A 16,195-nucleotide genomic window follows, 5' to 3' on the forward strand; every position below is an offset into this window, starting at 1 on the left:
GTGCCGGGATGGCGGTCCTCTACGTCGCGCTGCTCGTCACCGCCGGGTGGGCCGGTGCGGGGCTGCGGCGTCCGGCCGTGCCCGCGAAGGTGCCGGTGGCGACGATCGTCGCGGTGGTGGTCGTCGCGGTCGTGTCGGTGCTGCAGCTGACGGTGGCGTCCGGGCTGTTCGAGGCGCTGCGGCGGGACCGGGCGGCGATCGGCGACGGGCAGGTGTGGCGGCTCGTGAGCTCGTTCGTCGTGCAGGACAGCGGCTGGACGGGCACCGTCTTCAACCTCGTCGCGCTGGCCGTCCTCGGCACCATCGCCGAACGCCGCTGGGGGACGGCTCGGTGGCTCCTGCTCGCCGGCGCGGTGCAGGTGCTCGGCGGCCTGTGGGGGCTCGTCGTGCTGCCGGTCGGCGCGGGCAGTTCGCTGGTCGGCTTCGGCCTCGCCGCGTCCCTCGCCGCGGCGGCGCTGGTGCTCGGCGCCTCGGTCCAGGTCCGGGCGCTGGGGACGGTGAGCCTCGCCGCGGCGGTCGTGCTGCTCGTCCTCGGCGACGTCCACGGCGGCGCGGCGACGCTCGGCGCGATCGCGGGTGTGACGCTCGCCGTCCAGCAACGGCGGTCGATGGGCTCGGTGCATGTCTGACGGGGAGACGCCCGGCATCGACTTCGGCACGACGCACACCGTCGCCGCGCTCGCCCGGGCCGACCCGCACCGCGCCGTCGAGCTGCTGCTCTTCGACGCCTCACCGCGTCGGTGCTCTTCACGCCCGCCGCAGGCCACGCGGCACCCTCCTGCTCCCCGGTCGCGCCGACCGGTGCCGCCCTCGACAGCTGGTACCAGTCCGCGTGACGGTGGACTGATCACCTCATTGGTCATTCTGTGCCGGCGGAGGCCGGGCGACCCTCGTGGAGGATGATCGCGGGGTGGACATCGCAGGCACACCTCGCGTCATGACCGTCGCGCGCGGGGAGGGCGGGATCGGATGAGCGTGCTGGTCGTCGGCGCGGTCAACGTCGACCTCGTCGTCCACACGCCGCGCATCGCGCCGCCCGGTGAGACGGTCATCGCCACGGGCTCGACGACCGTTGCCGGCGGCAAGGGCGGCAACCAGGCCGTCGCGGTGAGCCGGCTCGGTGGGGCGTGCGCGCTCGTCGCCCGGGTCGGCGCCGGGTTCGACTACGGCAGCCTCGACGGTGTGGACGTGTCTCGGGTGCGGCAGGACCCGGCGCCGACCGGGCTGGCCATCGTCATGCTCGACGCCGGGGGCGAGAACGCGATCACCGTCGTCCCCGGCGCCAACGCCAACCTGGCCCCCGGCGACGTCGGCGAGCTCACCGGCGCCGGCGTCGTCCTGGCCAGCCTCGAGGTGCCCTTGGCGGCCGTCGCCGAGGCGGGCCGGCTGGCGGCCGCGGCCGGCTGGACGTTCGTGCTCAACCCCGCGCCGGCCCAGCCCTTGCCGCCGTCACTGCTCGCCCACGTCGACGTCCTGGTGCCCAACGAGCACGAGCTGGCACTGCTCGGCCCGCCCGAATCGCTGCTGGCCCAGGGTGTCGGCGCCGTGGTCGTCACGCTCGGGGCGGCCGGCTGCCGGGTACACCTGCCGGACAATGTCATTGAGGTCCCGGCTCATCCGGTGCGGGCGGTCGACACCACCGGCGCCGGTGACGCGTTCTGCGGCGCGCTCGCCTGGGCCCTCGACGGGGGCCGCGACCTGTCCGACGCCGTCCGGCTGGCCTGCGCCGCCGGTGCCCTCGCCACCCGGGCCGTCGGCGCCCGCGCCGGCCTGCCGACCGCCGCCGAGGTCACCGCATTGGCCGCGAGCGTGCGCGACTGACGCCCGGCCGAGCGTCCGGGGCGGCGGCCAGGCGCAGCAGCGACGCCCCGCCGGCCTACCGGTGGGTGACCGGGAGCGCCATCATCTGGTCGCCGTCGCGGCTGCGGCTGTAGTGCACGGCCTTGCCCTCGCGGGCACGGACGAGCAGGCCCGCGCCGAGCAGCGCGGCGAGGTGGTAGGACACCGTCGACTTGCTGAGCCGGTGCCGCCGGCTGAGTTCGGTCGTGGAACGCGGGACGTCCAGGTCGCGCAGGATCGCGGCCCGGTGCGCGCCGAACAGCTGGACCGGGCCTTGCACCTGGGCCGACGGTCCGGGTGTCGCCCGCAGTGCGTACTGCACGAACGAGTTGGCGGGGTCGCCCAGCTGGAGGTTCAGCCCCGGGCAGCCCAGCAGCGACGGCACCAGCGGCAGGCCGGTGGCCGACAGGTCCCACGTCTCGGCGTAAGCCACCCGCAGTTCGATCGCCGCGCCGGACCAGTGGATCTTCGGGTGCAGCGTGTTGACGGCGTGGCCGATGCCGTGCCGGGCCATGAGCCGCGCACGCATCGCGACCTCGGCGTCGAGGGCGTCGCGGACGGTGGAGATCTGCTCCGCGAGCACGGTGTCGTAGAAGTGGCGCAGCGCCCGGGCCGCGCGCCCGGCGAACGTGCCCCGCTGCACCGCGTCGCGCACCTCCCGCGGCAGGTCGCCGGGCAGCAGCCGGGCGGCGTCGGCGGCCGGCGTCGCACGCACCTGCTCGATCTGCTGCCGCCGGGCGGCGTCCCAGTCCTGCGTCGGCGGGCTCGGCATCAGCAGGTCCGGGATGTAGCTGCGGTAGGTGCGCAGGACCGCACCGACCAGGGCGACGTCGCGGTCGCGGAGGGCGAAGCGTGCCGCGGCGCCCGGATCGCCGAACTCCCGGTGCCGCTCGCCGCGGGCGGCCAGGCGCAGCCACTCCAGGGTCTCCGCGACCGGCGACGGCGCCAGCCGCACGCATGCAAGGCCCGGACCATCGATCGACACCGAGATCACCGTCGAACTCTACCGACTCGCGTCACGGGTGGCACCGTTCGACGAGGTTCGAACTGATTGCGGGCCGCCGCCGCGGCGTAGTGAACTGCGTGCGGTGCGTCTCGCCGGGTTCAACGGGGGACCCGGCGACGCATCATCACGGCACCGCCCGGGCTCCGGGGTCGCCTCGTGCCGGGCGCCCTCGCGGCGCCGTATCGACCACTATGGTGGCCGGATGCGTTGGTCGCGTTTCCGCGGCACCGACGGGCGGCCCGGCGCTCTCCCCGAGGTGATCGGCCTGCTGCTCCTGCTGCTGGTGTTCACCCGCCTGCACGCGGCCGCCGGCACCGACGCCGCCGCCGCGACATCGAACGCCGTGTCGCTGCAGTCGATCGAACGCGGCCTGCACCTCGACTTCGAACTCGGCGCCAACCACTGGCTCGCCGGCCACCTGCTCCTGAGCCACGTCGGCGTGTACTTCTACCGCCTGTACTACCTGGCGATCGTGGGCGTCCTGCTGTGGGTGCACCTCCGCCACGCCGCCGTCTACCGGCAGGTCCGCCGCACGATGGTCGCGATGCTGCTGCTGATCCTGCCGGTCTACTGGGCGGTGCCGATGTCGCCGCCGCGCTTCGCCCTGGCCGGGATCGTGGACATCGTCGCCCTGTACGACCTCTTCGGCGACGCCTCCACCGACACCACGAACGGCCAGAACCACTACTCGGCCATGCCGAGCCTGCACGTCGGCTGGTCGCTGTGGTGCGCGTACGCCGCCTGGACCGCGCTGCGCCCCGCCCGTCCTCGCCTGGCCCTGCTGCCGTGGCTCTTCCCGCTGCTCATGGGCGCGACCGTCCTCGCCACCGGCAACCATTACGTGCTCGACATCGCCGGCAGCGTCGTCCTGCTGCTCGCCGCCGTCGCCGCGGCGCGGCTCTGGCACCGCCTGACAGCGTCCGGCGGTGCCCGCCCGGCCACGCCACCCGATCCCGCACCGGCCAGCGCGGGATCGGGTCCGCCGGCTGGTGCGTCGCCTCGGGTCAGGCGGCGGTGGCGTCCTTGGTCGTGGAGCCGGACGGCGCGCCGGGGGTGGGGCGGCGGGTGAGGACCTGGGGGCCGGCGGGCGTGACGGCGACGGTGTGCTCGGAGTGGGCGGTGCGGGAGCCGTCGGCGGAGCGGATGGTCCAGCCGTCCTTGTCGTACTTGATCTTGTCGGTGGAGCGGCAGAGCCAGGGCTCGATCGCGATGGTGAGGCCGGGCTCGAGCTTGATGCCGCGGCGGGCGCGGCCGACGTTGGCGACGTGCGGAGCCTCGTGCATGGTGCGGCCGATGCCGTGGCCGCCGAACTCGCCGTTGACGCTGTACCCGTAGGAGTGCGCGACCTCGGCGATCGCGGCGGAGACGTCGCCGAGCCGGCCGCCGGGCTGGGCGGCGTTGATGCCGGCCTCCAGGGCGACCTCGGTGGCCTCGATGAGCTTCAGGTCGGCGGGGTCGGGGGTGCCGACGACGAAGGACAGCGCGGAGTCGGCGACCCAGCCGTCGATACCGACCGCCATGTCGATGCTGAGCAGGTCGCCGTCGCGCAGCACGTAGTCGTGCGGCAGGCCGTGCAGGACGGCGTCGTTGACCGACAGGCACAGCACGTTGCGGAACGGGCCGCGGCCGAACGACGGGGCGTAGTCCCAGTAGCAGGACTCGGCGCCGCGCTCCTTGATCCGGCGGCGGGCGTGGTGCTCGACGTCCATCAGGTTGACGCCGACCGCGGCGACGCCGCTCAACTCGGCGAGCAGCTCACCGACGAACTGCCCGGCCACCGCCATCCGGCCGATCTCGTCGGCGGACTTGAGCTCGATCACGACGCCTCTCCCACTTCCGTGTGCGGTATTTTTATACCACACGCGATCCGGGGCGCTATTCTGCTCGCATGGTTCGCCAACCACTCTCCGTCGAACAGATCGCAGCGGGCCAGCGCCTCGGAGCGGCACTGCGGGCCGCGCGGGCGGGCCGCAGCCTCGTCGACGTGGCCCTGGCGGCCGGCATCTCCCCCGAGACGCTGCGCAAGATCGAGACGGGTCGCCTCCCGGCACCGGCGTTCGGCACCGTGGTCTGCCTGAGCCAGGCCCTGGGTGTCCCCCTCAGCGACCTGGCCGACGCCTGGCTTCCCGACACACCCGTCCGCCAGGCGTCGTAACTTTCACGCGGTCGCCGCCCGCACCCGGGAAGCCCGCACAATTCGTTGACGCCTGTCAATGCCGAGGGTCACGCTCGGGCCGTCACCAACACCGGCACGACGCCCATCCACGACCGGGTCATCACCTTCACGTTCCCCGGCGACCAGCGCGTCACCCAGGCCTGGAACGCCACCTCCGGCCAGACCGGCGCCGCGGTCACGCTCACCCACGCGAGCTGGAACCGGGTCATCCCGCCTGGTGGTTCGGTGACCGTGGGTATGTACGGCACCCGCACCGCCCCGCCCACGCCACCGCCGACCGTGTACGTCAACGGGGTGCCCTGCTCCGCCTGACTGTCCACTTGCGACTCCCGCCCACCCGACCGTCTCGCCTGGTAGGGTAGACGGTTCCGACGGGCGGGAGGTGCGGGATGCGATTCGCTTCCGGCCTGCGCACGACCGCCGTCGGCCTGGCGCTGAGCGCGTGCGTCCTGCTGCTCGGGCTCTCCCGGGCCCATGACGCGCTGCCCGGCGACACGTTCCAGTTCGCCCGCGGCGCGGTCGCCTCCGCCGCCGTCGGTGCGGAGACACCGCACGGCAGGAAGCTGTCCGAGCCGCGGGACCTCCGGTCCGGCGCGCCGCACTGGCTCGCCGTGCTCCCACCCGTCGCCGACGCCGATCCCGGCCTGGGGCCGGCGTGCCGCGGCCCGGCCGCCGCCACCGTCCACGATGGACGGCCGGCGACGGCGCCGACCTGCCGGGGCCCACCCACGTCCTGAACGTCCACGTTGTCCGCAGCCGCGACCCCGCCGGGGTCGACGGTCTCGTCGCGTTGACCTTCAGGAGGTCGTTTGTCATGAACCCCACACCGCCTCTCACACCGAGCCGCAGGCGCCCCCGACCCGGATCCTCGCCGCCGCCGCGCATGGCCGCCCGGCGAGGCGTCACGCGCAGCTCCAGCGCTCCCCTGCCGGGCATCGGCACGCTGCACGTGCTCGCCGCACGGGACGGGCACCGCGTCGGCGTGGTCCGGCACGACGACGACCGGCGGGAGCTCGTCGTCTACGACCCGGCCGACCCGGACACCCGCCTCACCGGTGTCCTGCTCACCCCGGCGGAGGCGCGCACCGTGGCAGATCTGGTCGGCACGACCGGCCCGATGACGCACTGTGCCCGCCTCGACCGGCACGCCGGCGGCGTCGCCGTGCTGCAGGTCCTCATCGGTGCGGACTCGCCGCGGGTCGGCCGGCCGCTGACAGGCATCGGCGTCGCCGGCGCGACCGTCATCGCGGTGGTCCGCGACGAGCACGTCGTGCCGTTCCCGGGGCCCGACCTGCGGTGCCGGTCCGGCGACATCGTCGTCGTCATCGGCCGGCCGGACGCCGCGTTCGAGGTGATCGACGCGGTGACGGCGGCCTGATGTACCGCTTGCCGTATCGCCAACCGGATCGCTGAGTGCCCTACCGGCGGACGTGCCCGGATGGTGCCATCGAGAGCACCGAGCAACCAAGCTCGTCGATGCGCATCCGGAGGCGGTCTGGCTCCACGGCGGCGCACGGCGGGCAGGGATGGCGGGTCCACCTCGTCCCTGTCCGCCACAGCCTGGCCGCGTTGGAGGCGGTACGCCAGCGCGCGGCACGGTGACCGGCCGGACGCTCACGAACAACGGCAAGGACGTCGAGTACGTCCTGGGGACCTTCACCCCGTGGACCTACAAGGGCCCCTCGACCAGCGACTACGGTGACACGATCCGCGGGACGAAGGCCTCCGTGGTCGGCCAGGCGTTCTGCACCAACGGCGCGTTCGGCGGCGAGGTGTGCTCGGGCACGGTCGACGCGACGAACCTCTGCGGCCTCGACCGGCTGGTCAGCGCTGCCGTCCTGACGCGCCTGGGCGACAGCGGCGGCAACGTCTTCATGTATGACGCGGCCGGCCTGAAGGTGGGCGGCATGATCGTGGCCGGCTCGCCGAGCGGCACCACGACGTACTTCCACCCCGCCGCCGCCGTGACCCCGACGGGCTGGCGGGTGTCCACCGGCTGACGCTCAGTGCCCCGTGGTGAAGCGGCCCGTGGTGAAGCGGCCCGTGGTGGAGTGCCCCGTGGTGAAGTGCCGCTCGATGCGGTCGAGCAGCGCGGTGCAGCGGCGGACGTCGTCGAGGTCCTCACTGAGGGCCTCGGCGAGCTCGCGGGCCCAGACGGCGCGCAGCGTCCGCAGGTTGGCGGCGGCGCGTTCGGTCGGGTGGACGGCGACGCCGCGTCCGGCGGCGGCGCGGCGGGAGACCATGCCCTTCTCCTCGAGGGCGCGCAGGGCGGTGCTGACGTTGGTGCGCTGCAGCCCGGCGCGGTCGGCGATCTGGCTGGGCGAAGCGCCCGGGAAGAGGTCCACGACCCGCATCACGTGCCGTTCGGTGTCGGTCATCGGCACGACGCCGGGGCCTTCCGGCGTGCGGGCGCGCACCAGCCGGCCGACGTTGAGGATCAGCTGCGCCAGGTCGGCGAGGTCGGTGTCGTAGCCCACGGTTCACATCCTAGTGGATTATGACATCATAGTTATGTGACGATAACCATGGCTCGGGAGGACCTGCGCCGCGGGCAGCGGGCGCGGCTGGCGGTGGTGCTCGGCTCACTCGCGGCATTCGGCCCGCTCACCATCGACATGTACCTGCCGGCGATGCCCGGCATGGCGCGTGACCTGCATACCACCGCGCCGTTGGTGCAGCTGACGCTGACCGTGTTCGTGATCGGGCTCGCCGCCGGCCAGGTGATCGCCGGCCCGTTGTCGGACGCCTGGGGACGCCGCCGGCCGCTCCTCGCGGGCATGGCCCTGTACATCGCCGGCTCCCTGTGGTGCGCGCTCGCCCCGGACGTCGGCTGGCTGATCGCCGGCCGGGCCGCGCAGTCCCTCGGCGCCGCGACCGGCATCGTGCTGTCCCGCGCGATCGTCCGGGACCTCTTCGAGGGCACCGCCATGACCCGGTTCTTCTCCACGCTCATGCTCGTCAACGGCGCCGCCCCGATCCTGGCGCCCGTCGTCGGCGGCCAGCTGCTGACCGTCGCCACCTGGCGGGCGGTGTTCCTGGTGCTGGCCGGGTTCGGCACGGTCCTGACCGTCGCGGTCGTCCTCGCGCTGCCCGAGTCGCTGCCCGCCGCGCGCCGCCGGTCCGGCTTCCGCGACACGCTGCGCGCGTTCAGGACGCTCGGCACCGACCGGCACTACCTGCGCCACGTCCTGGCCGCGGCGCTGATGTTCGCGGCCGTGTTCGCCTACATCTCCGGCTCGTCGTTCGTCCTGCAAGACGTGTACGACCTGAGCGCCCAGCAGTACAGCCTCGTCTTCGGCGGCAACGGCCTCGGCATCGCGCTGTTCGGCCAGCTCAACGGGCTGCTCGTCGGCCGGGTGGCACGCGAGCGAACGCTGCTGCGCGCCGCCCTCGCCGTCGCCGTCACGGGCGCCGCCGGCGTCCTCGTCTCCGCCGCGGCCCACCTGCCGCTGCCGGTGCTGCTGGCCTCCCTGTTCGTCGTCGTCTCGATGCTGGGCGTCGTGCTGGCCAACGCCACCTCGCTCGCCCTCGCCGGGCACGGCGCCTCGGCCGGTGCCGCTTCCTCGCTGCAAGGGTTGCTGCAGTTCCTGGTCGCGGGGCTCGCCGCGTCCGCCATGAGCCTGGCCGGCCAGGCGTCCGCCGTACCGATGGCGGCGACGATGCTCATCTGCGCCACCGCCGCCCTCGGCGTGCTGACGCTTACCCGACAGCCGGTATCTGGCCCGTCCGCTCACCCGTCCTCGCCGTGACCAGTTCACGTCACGGAGGGACGTCCCGATGTCTCGCACCAGATGGACGGTGGCCGGTGCGGCCGCGCTCGTGCCTTCGCTGCTCCTCGCGGCCCTGCCCGCACCGGCGCAGGCGTCCTCGCCCCTTCGCCCGTCGGGTCAGCGGTTGACGGTCTCGGCGCCGCCCAACCCCGCCGACGTCCGCCTCGGCAAATCCGGCGGCAAGGTCTCCTACACCGTGACGCTGAAGGGCACCTTCCGCGGCCCCGGCCGGCCGTCTGCACCGGCGGCACCCCGCGGCCGGCCACCACGACCACCCCGGTGACGGTCCAGCCCTGACCGCGCCCCATGGACGCGGCCCTGGGCCTCGGGCTGACCCCCGCAGCCCCCGAGACCCAGGGCCGCCCGGCACCCGCCCCGCCCGAAGCCGGCACGGCTCAGAGATCGGCGATACTGCCGTCGACGGCGAACGCTGTGACCGCGTTCAGGAGCCTGTCCAGGAACTCGTCGAGCGACTCGGCCACCACGGTGACGCCGAACGTGGCGTCGCCCTCGTACACACCTGCCAGATACGAGCATTCCAGCAGCCGGAAGACCGTGCCGGTGGCGCCGGCCGCGACCGCGTAGAGCGTGCCGCCGCCGTCGCTTCCGAAGACGACCACGTCGACCTCGCGCTCCAACGGCCGGCCGATGCGGTCCGGGCGCCCGTCATCGTGGTCCAGCACGTTGCGGATGAAGTCCGGTTCGAACATGACCAGACCGTTGGCGATGTCCGGCAAGCAGACCGCGCCGACCGACCCGCACACCGAGACAAGGTCGTCAGGGATCCAGGGCAGGCGCGACCGCAACGCGGCGAGCTCCGTCTCCGACGCCGGTGGCCCGACGGTCTGCACACCCGGCTCGAACGGAAACGTCGACAGGACGTCGCGCGACGCCCGGGCGACGGCCGCTTCGATCGATGCCTTCCGGTGAGGCCTACGATCGCTCCCGTGGCCGAGACCGTGACGCTCATGTTCAGCTACTTCGAGCACGACTGGGACGAGAGCGTCGAGGGCGCCGAGGCGATGGACGCGGAGCTGATGCGGCGCGTCACCGAGGGCGAGTGGACGCCGTACACCGGCGACGAACCCGACCCGGACGACATCGCGACGATCGAGGAGCTCGAGGCCCGCGCCCGCGAGGCGGTCGACGAGTGGGACGTGCCCGACGACGTCGTGCGCATCCCGATCGAGAAGCTGCGGGCCGTCATCGCCGACGGCGGCTGGACGTTCGTCGCCGGCGAGTTCTCCGAGTTCGAGGGCCACCACAACGACACCGAGTACGTCGTCAAACTCACCCGGTAGCCGTGTTCGAGCTGGGGGTTGTGGGCGGTTTGGCGCAGTCGTCGTCGATGTCCAGGGTGTGATCGGGGCGCAGGATGGCGTCGGCGGGCTCGGTTTCGCTCGGCCGCGGGTCGGCGGGTGCCGGCTTGCCCGGGGCGAGCAGGCCCTTGTCCGCTCCGGCGCAGTCCATCCACGCGACGTAGGAGTCGGCGTCGGCGATCCACATACCGCGGTCGCTCTTGCGGACCTGGCCGGGCTGCGGGAACTCCCAGCGGATGCTGTCGTGCACGGCGGCGATCGGGGTTTCCTGGCGCACGTCGAACGCGTAGACCCAGACGAAGTTCGTGGTGACGCGCAGGGTCTGGACGCCGTCGACCTTGGCGGAGTCGAACGTGACCCGGCCGCTGACCCGTGGCTGCTCGTCCGGGTCCAGTTTCACGGATGGGTCGATCCAGGTCGCCACGTTCAGGCGGGCGGCGTCGGTGAGCCACTTCGCGGTCCCGGTGCGGGCGTTCGGCGCCAGCAGCGCGAGGAACGTGGAGTTGTCGTGGCCGACGAGCATGTTCTGGTCCAGCCGGCCGGCCACCAGCGCCTGGTGCACCAGTTGCAGGTCGGCGCTCACCTCGGCCTTCGTGAAGCCGGTGACGGCGGTGGCCGGCGGCATGGTGATCCCGGCGTCGCCCTTGGGGTACGTCGCGGCCGGTGTGCCGTCGAACGGGCCCGTCGGGGCGGCGCTCGCCGAGGTGGTCACGGAGATGCCGCTGGGCACCGGCTGCGTCGGGTAGGCGGCCGTTCCGGTGTCGCCGCTGCCCGGATCGGCCGTGAACGCCGCTTTCACGTACGGGAAGCCGGCGGCCAGGAGCACCGCCGCGACGACGGTGCTGGCGATCCAGAGGGTCGTCTTGGTGGCCTTGGACCAGCGGAACAGGCGCGCCACGCGGCCCCAGCGGTGGGCCCGCTTCGCCCGCCGTTCGACGTCCTTGGCCCAGTCGTCAAGCCCGTGGAACGGGTCGTCGTCGTGGTCGTTCATTGTGCTCTCATCCGCCCGCGCTTGATCATCTGGCGGCACAGTATGCACGACCGGCGGGACGCCGGACAGCTGTCCCGCGGCGAAGGCACAGCCACTATCTGGGACGGCGTGATCGGCACCGGGGCGCCACGAGCGCCTGCCAGAACGCCAGGTCGTGCGCCGTCGCTTCCACCAGGTGGGAGGGCAGCGGGCATGCTGTGGGAAATTTGGCTCCGGTACCCTCTGTGAGAAACCTGGGCCGCACCGCTAAGGTGCACCGACAGGCCGGGCCAACGCTGTCCCACCGTGTTCCAAGGCACCGCAAGGCAACGGTGGAGGTCAGGCATGCCCGATCCGATGGGCTTCATGAAGTACCGGCGTCAGCTGCCGCTGCTGCGTCCTGTGACCGAGCGGGTCGCGGACTGGCGCGACGTCTACCAGCGCGCGGACTCGCAGCTCATCCACGAGCAGGCCGCCCGGTGCATGAACTGCGGCGTCCCGTACTGCCACAACGGCTGCCCGCTGGGCAACCTGATCCCGGACTGGAACGACCTGGTCCGCACCGACGACTGGGACCGCGCGGCCGACGTGCTGCACGCGACGAACAACTTCCCCGAGTTCACGGGGCGGCTGTGCCCGGCGCCGTGTGAGGCCGCCTGCGTCCTCGGCATCGGTGACGACCCGGTCACCATCAAGCAGGTCGAGGTCGAGATCATCAACCGCGCCACCGACGGCGGGCCACTCAAGCCGTTCCCGGTGGCGACGCCGTCGGGGCACAGCGTGGCCGTGGTCGGCTCCGGCCCGGCCGGCCTCGCCGCCGCGCAGCAGCTGGCCCGCGCGGGCCACGCCACCACGGTGTACGAGCGCAGCGACGCCATCGGCGGCCTGCTGCGCTACGGCATCCCGGACTTCAAGTTCGAGAAGCACCACATCGACCAGCGCGTCGCCCAGCTCGAGGCGGAGGGCGTGACGTTCGTCACCAACTGCCACGTCGGCGAGGACGTGTCGCTCGCGGACCTGCGCAAGCAGCACGACGCCGTCGTCCTGGCCTGCGGCGCGCTCGACGCCCGGGACGTGCCGGACACCCCCGGCCGCGAGCTGAGCGGCATCCACCAGGCGATGGAGTACCTGGAGGGCGCCAACCGGGTCGTCGCCGGATCGCTGGACGCCCCGCCGATCAGCGCCGAAGGGCGCCACGTCATCGTCGTCGGCGGCGGTGACACCGCGGCGGACTGCCTCGGCACCGCGCACCGCCAGGGCGCTGTCAGCGTCCAGCTCGTCGAGGTCGCCCCGCTGCCCCCGCCGCAGCGCGACCCGGCCCGCAACCCGTGGCCGACCTGGCCGATCATGCTGCGCAGCGGCTCCGCCCACGAGGAAGGCGGCGAACGCAACTTCGGCTGCGCGATCCGCCGGTTCATCGGTACGGAGGACGGCCGGCTAAAGGCGGTCGAGCTGGTCGACGTCCTGCTCGGCCCCGGCTTCACCCTCACCGAGGTCGAGGGCACCATCCGCGAGATCCCCGCGGACCTGGCCCTCCTGGCGATCGGCTTCGGCGGCACGCAGGACGGCGCCCACCTCGAGCAGGTCGAGCTGACCCGCAACCGCCGCGGCACGATCGACACCGACGCCGCGTGGCAGACCTCCGCCCCGGGCATCTTCGTCGCCGGCGACGCCCGTCGCGGGCCGTCGCTGATCGTGTGGGCGATCGCCGAGGGCCGCTCCGCCGCGGCCGCGGTCCACGAGTACCTGGGCAGCGGCGGCGCCCTGCCCGCCCCGATCACCCCGTCCTCGATGCCGCTCTCCTGAACACACCCGGCGGCACCGTACAGGGCGGCGCGGCATCGCCGCGCCGCCCTGTACGGTTCTGCGCTGGGCCCGGCCGGCGCCGTCAGTCGTCGATGGCGAACATCCCGGCGGGGATGCCCGGGGCCTCGTACCGGCGCCAGATCCTGCGGAAGGCGGGCACCTCGAGGTAGCGCCGCACCGCGGCCAGGCCACTGAGCCAGCCGGCCCAGCCCGGGTAGGGCGGGTTGTCCACGTCGAACCCGCTCTGCACGAACGTGAGCCGGGTCCGGCCGCCCGAGCCCTCCAGCTCCCAGGTGGAGGTGAGCCCGTCGGGGAACCGCAGCGACGCCCGGCGGCCCGGCTCGAACTCGACGAACCTGACGCCGCCCGACGGGTCCAGGTCGAAGCCGCCCATCGCGAACCGGCCGTCCACCCTCGGCTCGATGTCGACGCGGACGCCGGACCACCTTGTGTAGCGGTCCGGCTGGGTGAGCGCGTCGAACACCGCCTGCGGTTCGGCGTCGATGACCACCGCGCCCTGCAGCCGCGGCGAGGTGTAGTCGCACTTCGGCGTCAGCTCGCGCCCCGCCAGGTGGTCGTGCAGGTTCTCCAGGGCGAGCGTCCAGAACGTCTGCAGCTCACCGCGCGGCCCCGCCAGGTCCGACAGGACCTCCGCGAAGGTCGGCAGGTCCGTCTGTGTCAGGGCGATCAGCGTGCTCTCGGTGTCTTCGTGCTCCGTCAGGGTGATCTCGACCGTGGTCTCGACACCACCGACGATCCAGGCGAACCGCAGCGTGCGCTCGTCGGCGTGCAGCACGCGCTGCCGCGGCTCGGCGCCGTCGGGCGTGTAGCGGCCCCAGAACTGGAACCGGTCGGGCAGCGCCACCTCGGCGTGCTCGGCCAGCCACACCCGCAGCGCGGCCGCGTCGGTCAGCGCGGCGTGGACCACCTTGGGCGCCGCCGGCACGACCGCGCTCAGGCGCAGCTCGTTCGACTCGGTCATTCGGATCTCCTTCGGTGCTCATCGTGCGATGTGTGTATCGGTGTCGCGGAGCGGTCCGTCCGGGCGACCTCGCTGACGAAAATTAGTCTTTACGTAAAAAGAAGTTTTGTCAATTGCCCACGGGCAGCCCGCTCGTCGCCGTGCGGGGCATTGGCGAGCACGTCCGGCAGTCGCCGCGGCGGCGGATGCGATACCGCGGCCGCGGCGATGGCCAGGGCGGCCTGACGTCAGCGGGCGGCGGACAGCCACGGTCGCAACCGAGGTGCGGACGGGGAGCGGCAAGCGGGCCGCGCTCAGCCCCGGACCGGAAGCCCCGATGTCGTGGTGTCGGACGACGGCTAGGCATTCGAGGGGCGGCGACAGTGCAGCGTTCGCAGCGACGGCGGTGGTACGCCGTGATCGGCCTCGCCGTGATCATGCTCGGCCTGACCGGCCTGAGCGTGACCGGGGTGGCGCAGACCCGCCGGTCCGCCGCGGCCGTCAGCAAGGTGTGCGCGCTCGCCGCCGCCTACGGCCGCGTCCACGACGCCATGATCACCGAGGAGCGCAGCGAGCGGCTGTACCGGGTCGAGCCCGGATCGGTCGTGCGGACGTCGCACGCGTCCGCGGGCACGTCGCTGCAGGCGGCGCTGCTCGACGTGGAGCGGTTCGGCACCGACACCGACCGGCGCCTGGCGACCGAGCTCGGCGCGCTGCACGGCCAGTACATGCAGGCGGTCACCGACGTCTTCGACGCCGTCGACGACGGCGACGTCGCCCGGATCGACACGGGCCGGGCACAGTCGCTGTTCGAGCGGATCAACCGGATCGTGCAGACCGCGACCGTCGAGCGGGACGCGCAGGCCGCGCGTGCGCTGCGGGACCTGGAGCGGGTCGAGGCGCTCGCCTTCATCGCGACGGTCGCCGGGTTCGCGGTCGGGCTGGTGCTGATGACGGTGCTGCTGGTGGCCAGCCTGGGGTACCAGCGGCGGCTGATGCGGCACGCCGCCTCCAGCGAGTACCTGGCCTCGCACGACCCGCTGACCGGCCTGCCGAACCGGGCGCTGTTCGCCCGCCGCGCCGCCGACGCGCTGCAGGACGCGCAGGAGCGGGGCACCGGCACGTCCGTGCTGATGCTGGACCTGGACCGGTTCAAGGAGGTCAACGACACCCTGGGCCACCACTACGGCGACGAGCTGCTGCGGCAGGTCGCGGCCCGGACCAGCGCCGCGGTGCGCTCCGGCGACCTGGTCGCGCGGCTGTCCGGGGACGAGTTCGCGATCCTGCTGCCGCAGGCGGCCTCGCACGACGCCGCCCGCCTGGCCACCCGGCTGCAGGGCGAGCTGCACCGCAGCTTCGTCCTCGACGACGTGACCGTCGACATCGAGGCCAGCATCGGCGTCGCCGCGGCACCGGAGCACGCCACCACGGTCGAGGCCGCCCTGCGCTGCGCCGACATCGCCATGTACAGCGCGAAGGACACCAAGACCGGTGTCGCCGTCTACGACCCGGCGATGCACGTCGAGGACGGCAGCCGCCTGCTCCTGCTCGGCGACCTGCGCCGCGCCCTGGACAGCTCCGACCAGCTCACCCTGCACTACCAGCCGAAGATCCGGCTCAGCGACGGGCAGGTGTCCGGCGCCGAGGCCCTCGTGCGCTGGCAGCACCCGACCCGCGGCGCGATCCCGCCGGCGGAGTTCATCCCGGTCGCCGAGACCACCGGCCTGATCAGCCGCCTCACCCTGTACGTGCTGCGCGCCGCGCTCCGGCAGGTCCGCACCTGGCTGGACAGCGGTCTGACCCTGCCCGTCGCGGTCAACGTGTCACCGCGCTGCCTGCTCGACGCGGGCCTGGTCGGCCACGTCGTCGCGCTCCTGCGCGAGTTCGACGTGCCGGCGTCGCTGCTGCGGCTGGAGGTGACCGAGTCGGCCGTCATGGCGAACCCCGCGACGGCCACCGCCACCCTCACCGAGCTGCACGAGCTCGGCGTCCGGCTGTCGATCGACGACTACGGCACCGGCTACTCGTCCATGGCGTACCTGAAGCGCCTGCCCGTCGACGAGCTGAAGGTCGACCGCACGTTCGTCCTGCACATGGACGACGACCACGACGACGCCGTCCTCGTCCGCGGCGCCATCGAGCTCGGCCACAACCTCGGCATGACCGTCGTCGCCGAGGGCGTCGAAGGCATCGCCCACGTCGCCGCCCTGCAGGCGCTCGGCTGCGACATCGCCCAGGGCTACCACTACGCCCGCCCGATGCCCGCCGACGACCTCAGCCGCTGGATCGACGAACAGCGCCCCGCCACCGTCCCGGTCGGCTGACGCCGCTCGTCCCGCCGCCGCACC

General features: G+C 73.2%; 20 protein-coding genes. 14 read left to right on the top strand and 6 right to left on the bottom strand.

What is annotated here, in order from left to right; genetic code table 11:
- The first annotated feature begins 8 nt into the window (after positions 1-8).
- Positions 9-629 (top strand): rhomboid family intramembrane serine protease, encoded by a 621-nt coding sequence (locus tag ACFY3L_RS05440; protein WP_389318961.1) that lies wholly within the window; start codon positions 9-11, stop codon positions 627-629.
- Between the two features lie 340 nt (positions 630-969).
- The gene (locus ACFY3L_RS05445) at positions 970-1,821 is read left to right on the top strand and encodes a ribokinase (RefSeq protein ID WP_389318963.1); all 852 of its coding nucleotides are present in this window, start codon (positions 970-972) and stop codon (positions 1,819-1,821) included.
- Positions 1,822-1,876: 55 nt separating this feature from the next.
- Here the strand turns inward: ACFY3L_RS05445 and ACFY3L_RS05450 are convergent, their stop codons facing one another.
- Entirely contained in the window at positions 1,877-2,824 is a 948-nt protein-coding gene (locus ACFY3L_RS05450; RefSeq protein WP_389318965.1) for a helix-turn-helix domain-containing protein, read from the bottom strand.
- 223 nt (positions 2,825-3,047) lie between these two features.
- Between ACFY3L_RS05450 and ACFY3L_RS05455 the strand changes: the two genes are divergently transcribed.
- A complete protein-coding gene (locus ACFY3L_RS05455) occupies positions 3,048-3,914 on the top strand; it encodes a phosphatase PAP2 family protein (RefSeq protein ID WP_389318967.1) in 867 nt (288 codons plus the stop codon).
- Here the strand turns inward: ACFY3L_RS05455 and map are convergent.
- Entirely contained in the window at positions 3,850-4,665 is an 816-nt protein-coding gene (map, locus tag ACFY3L_RS05460) for a type I methionyl aminopeptidase (protein ID WP_389318969.1), read from the bottom strand. The two genes, ACFY3L_RS05455 and map, sit on opposite strands and share 65 nt — an antisense overlap.
- 68 nt (positions 4,666-4,733) lie before the next feature.
- On the opposite strand from map, the gene ACFY3L_RS05465 reads away from it, so the two are divergent.
- From ACFY3L_RS05465 to ACFY3L_RS05485, 5 genes are all read left to right on the top strand, one after another.
- Positions 4,734-5,000, top strand: coding sequence for a helix-turn-helix domain-containing protein (locus tag ACFY3L_RS05465; protein WP_389318971.1), 267 nt, complete (start codon positions 4,734-4,736; stop codon positions 4,998-5,000).
- 45 nt (positions 5,001-5,045) lie between these two features.
- Positions 5,046-5,333, top strand: a complete 288-nt coding sequence (locus ACFY3L_RS05470; protein ID WP_389318973.1) for a cellulose binding domain-containing protein — start codon at positions 5,046-5,048, stop codon at positions 5,331-5,333.
- A gap of 77 nt (positions 5,334-5,410) precedes the next feature.
- Positions 5,411-5,758: a hypothetical protein gene (locus ACFY3L_RS05475; RefSeq protein ID WP_389318975.1), complete on the top strand. Its 348-nt coding sequence runs from the start codon at positions 5,411-5,413 to the stop codon at positions 5,756-5,758.
- A 146-nt stretch (positions 5,759-5,904) separates the two neighbouring features.
- Complete coding sequence (locus ACFY3L_RS05480; RefSeq protein ID WP_389318977.1) at positions 5,905-6,399, top strand: cation:proton antiporter regulatory subunit; 495 nt, start codon at positions 5,905-5,907, stop codon at positions 6,397-6,399.
- A 220-nt stretch (positions 6,400-6,619) separates the two neighbouring features.
- Positions 6,620-7,021, top strand: a complete 402-nt coding sequence (locus ACFY3L_RS05485) for a hypothetical protein (protein ID WP_389318979.1) — start codon at positions 6,620-6,622, stop codon at positions 7,019-7,021.
- A 3-nt stretch (positions 7,022-7,024) separates the two neighbouring features.
- On the opposite strand, the gene ACFY3L_RS05490 is transcribed toward ACFY3L_RS05485, so the two are convergent.
- The gene (locus tag ACFY3L_RS05490) at positions 7,025-7,498 is read right to left on the bottom strand and encodes a MarR family winged helix-turn-helix transcriptional regulator (RefSeq protein ID WP_389318980.1); all 474 of its coding nucleotides are present in this window, start codon (positions 7,496-7,498) and stop codon (positions 7,025-7,027) included.
- 48 nt (positions 7,499-7,546) lie between these two features.
- Between ACFY3L_RS05490 and ACFY3L_RS05495 the strand changes: the two genes are divergently transcribed.
- Both ACFY3L_RS05495 and ACFY3L_RS05500 read left to right on the top strand, forming a co-directional pair.
- A complete protein-coding gene (locus ACFY3L_RS05495) occupies positions 7,547-8,770 on the top strand; it encodes a multidrug effflux MFS transporter (RefSeq protein ID WP_389318982.1) in 1,224 nt (407 codons plus the stop codon).
- 28 nt (positions 8,771-8,798) lie between these two features.
- A complete protein-coding gene (locus tag ACFY3L_RS05500; RefSeq protein ID WP_389318984.1) occupies positions 8,799-9,074 on the top strand; it encodes a hypothetical protein in 276 nt (91 codons plus the stop codon).
- A gap of 112 nt (positions 9,075-9,186) precedes the next feature.
- Here ACFY3L_RS05500 and ACFY3L_RS05505 read toward each other — a convergent pair whose 3' ends face one another.
- Positions 9,187-9,501, bottom strand: a complete 315-nt coding sequence (locus ACFY3L_RS05505) for a hypothetical protein (protein WP_389318986.1) — start codon at positions 9,499-9,501, stop codon at positions 9,187-9,189.
- On the opposite strand from ACFY3L_RS05505, the gene ACFY3L_RS05510 reads away from it, so the two are divergent.
- Together ACFY3L_RS05510 and ACFY3L_RS05515 are read left to right on the top strand one after the other, a co-directional pair.
- On the top strand, positions 9,500-9,721 hold the full coding sequence (locus tag ACFY3L_RS05510) for a hypothetical protein (protein WP_389318988.1): 222 nt from the start codon (positions 9,500-9,502) through the stop codon (positions 9,719-9,721). The two genes, ACFY3L_RS05505 and ACFY3L_RS05510, sit on opposite strands and share 2 nt — an antisense overlap.
- Before the next feature lie 17 nt (positions 9,722-9,738).
- Positions 9,739-10,092: a hypothetical protein gene (locus tag ACFY3L_RS05515; RefSeq protein ID WP_389318989.1), complete on the top strand. Its 354-nt coding sequence runs from the start codon at positions 9,739-9,741 to the stop codon at positions 10,090-10,092.
- Here the strand turns inward: ACFY3L_RS05515 and ACFY3L_RS05520 are convergent.
- Positions 10,082-11,101, bottom strand: a complete 1,020-nt coding sequence (locus tag ACFY3L_RS05520; RefSeq protein WP_389318991.1) for a hypothetical protein — start codon at positions 11,099-11,101, stop codon at positions 10,082-10,084. The two genes, ACFY3L_RS05515 and ACFY3L_RS05520, sit on opposite strands and share 11 nt — an antisense overlap.
- Positions 11,102-11,425: 324 nt before the next feature.
- Here ACFY3L_RS05520 and ACFY3L_RS05525 point away from each other — a divergent pair, with 324 nt between their 5' ends.
- The gene (locus ACFY3L_RS05525) at positions 11,426-12,886 is read left to right on the top strand and encodes a glutamate synthase subunit beta (RefSeq protein WP_389318992.1); all 1,461 of its coding nucleotides are present in this window, start codon (positions 11,426-11,428) and stop codon (positions 12,884-12,886) included.
- A gap of 82 nt (positions 12,887-12,968) precedes the next feature.
- Here the strand turns inward: ACFY3L_RS05525 and ACFY3L_RS05530 are convergent, their stop codons facing one another.
- Entirely contained in the window at positions 12,969-13,868 is a 900-nt protein-coding gene (locus ACFY3L_RS05530) for an SRPBCC domain-containing protein (protein WP_389318994.1), read from the bottom strand.
- Positions 13,869-14,263: 395 nt separating this feature from the next.
- Between ACFY3L_RS05530 and ACFY3L_RS05535 the strand changes: the two genes are divergently transcribed.
- Positions 14,264-16,171, top strand: a complete 1,908-nt coding sequence (locus ACFY3L_RS05535; RefSeq protein ID WP_389318996.1) for a putative bifunctional diguanylate cyclase/phosphodiesterase — start codon at positions 14,264-14,266, stop codon at positions 16,169-16,171.
- Positions 16,172-16,195: the final 24 nt, after the last annotated feature.

The sequence above is a fragment of the Dactylosporangium sp. NPDC000521 genome (genome assembly GCF_042898305.1).
Taxonomy (GTDB): Bacteria; Actinomycetota; Actinomycetes; order Mycobacteriales; family Micromonosporaceae; genus Dactylosporangium.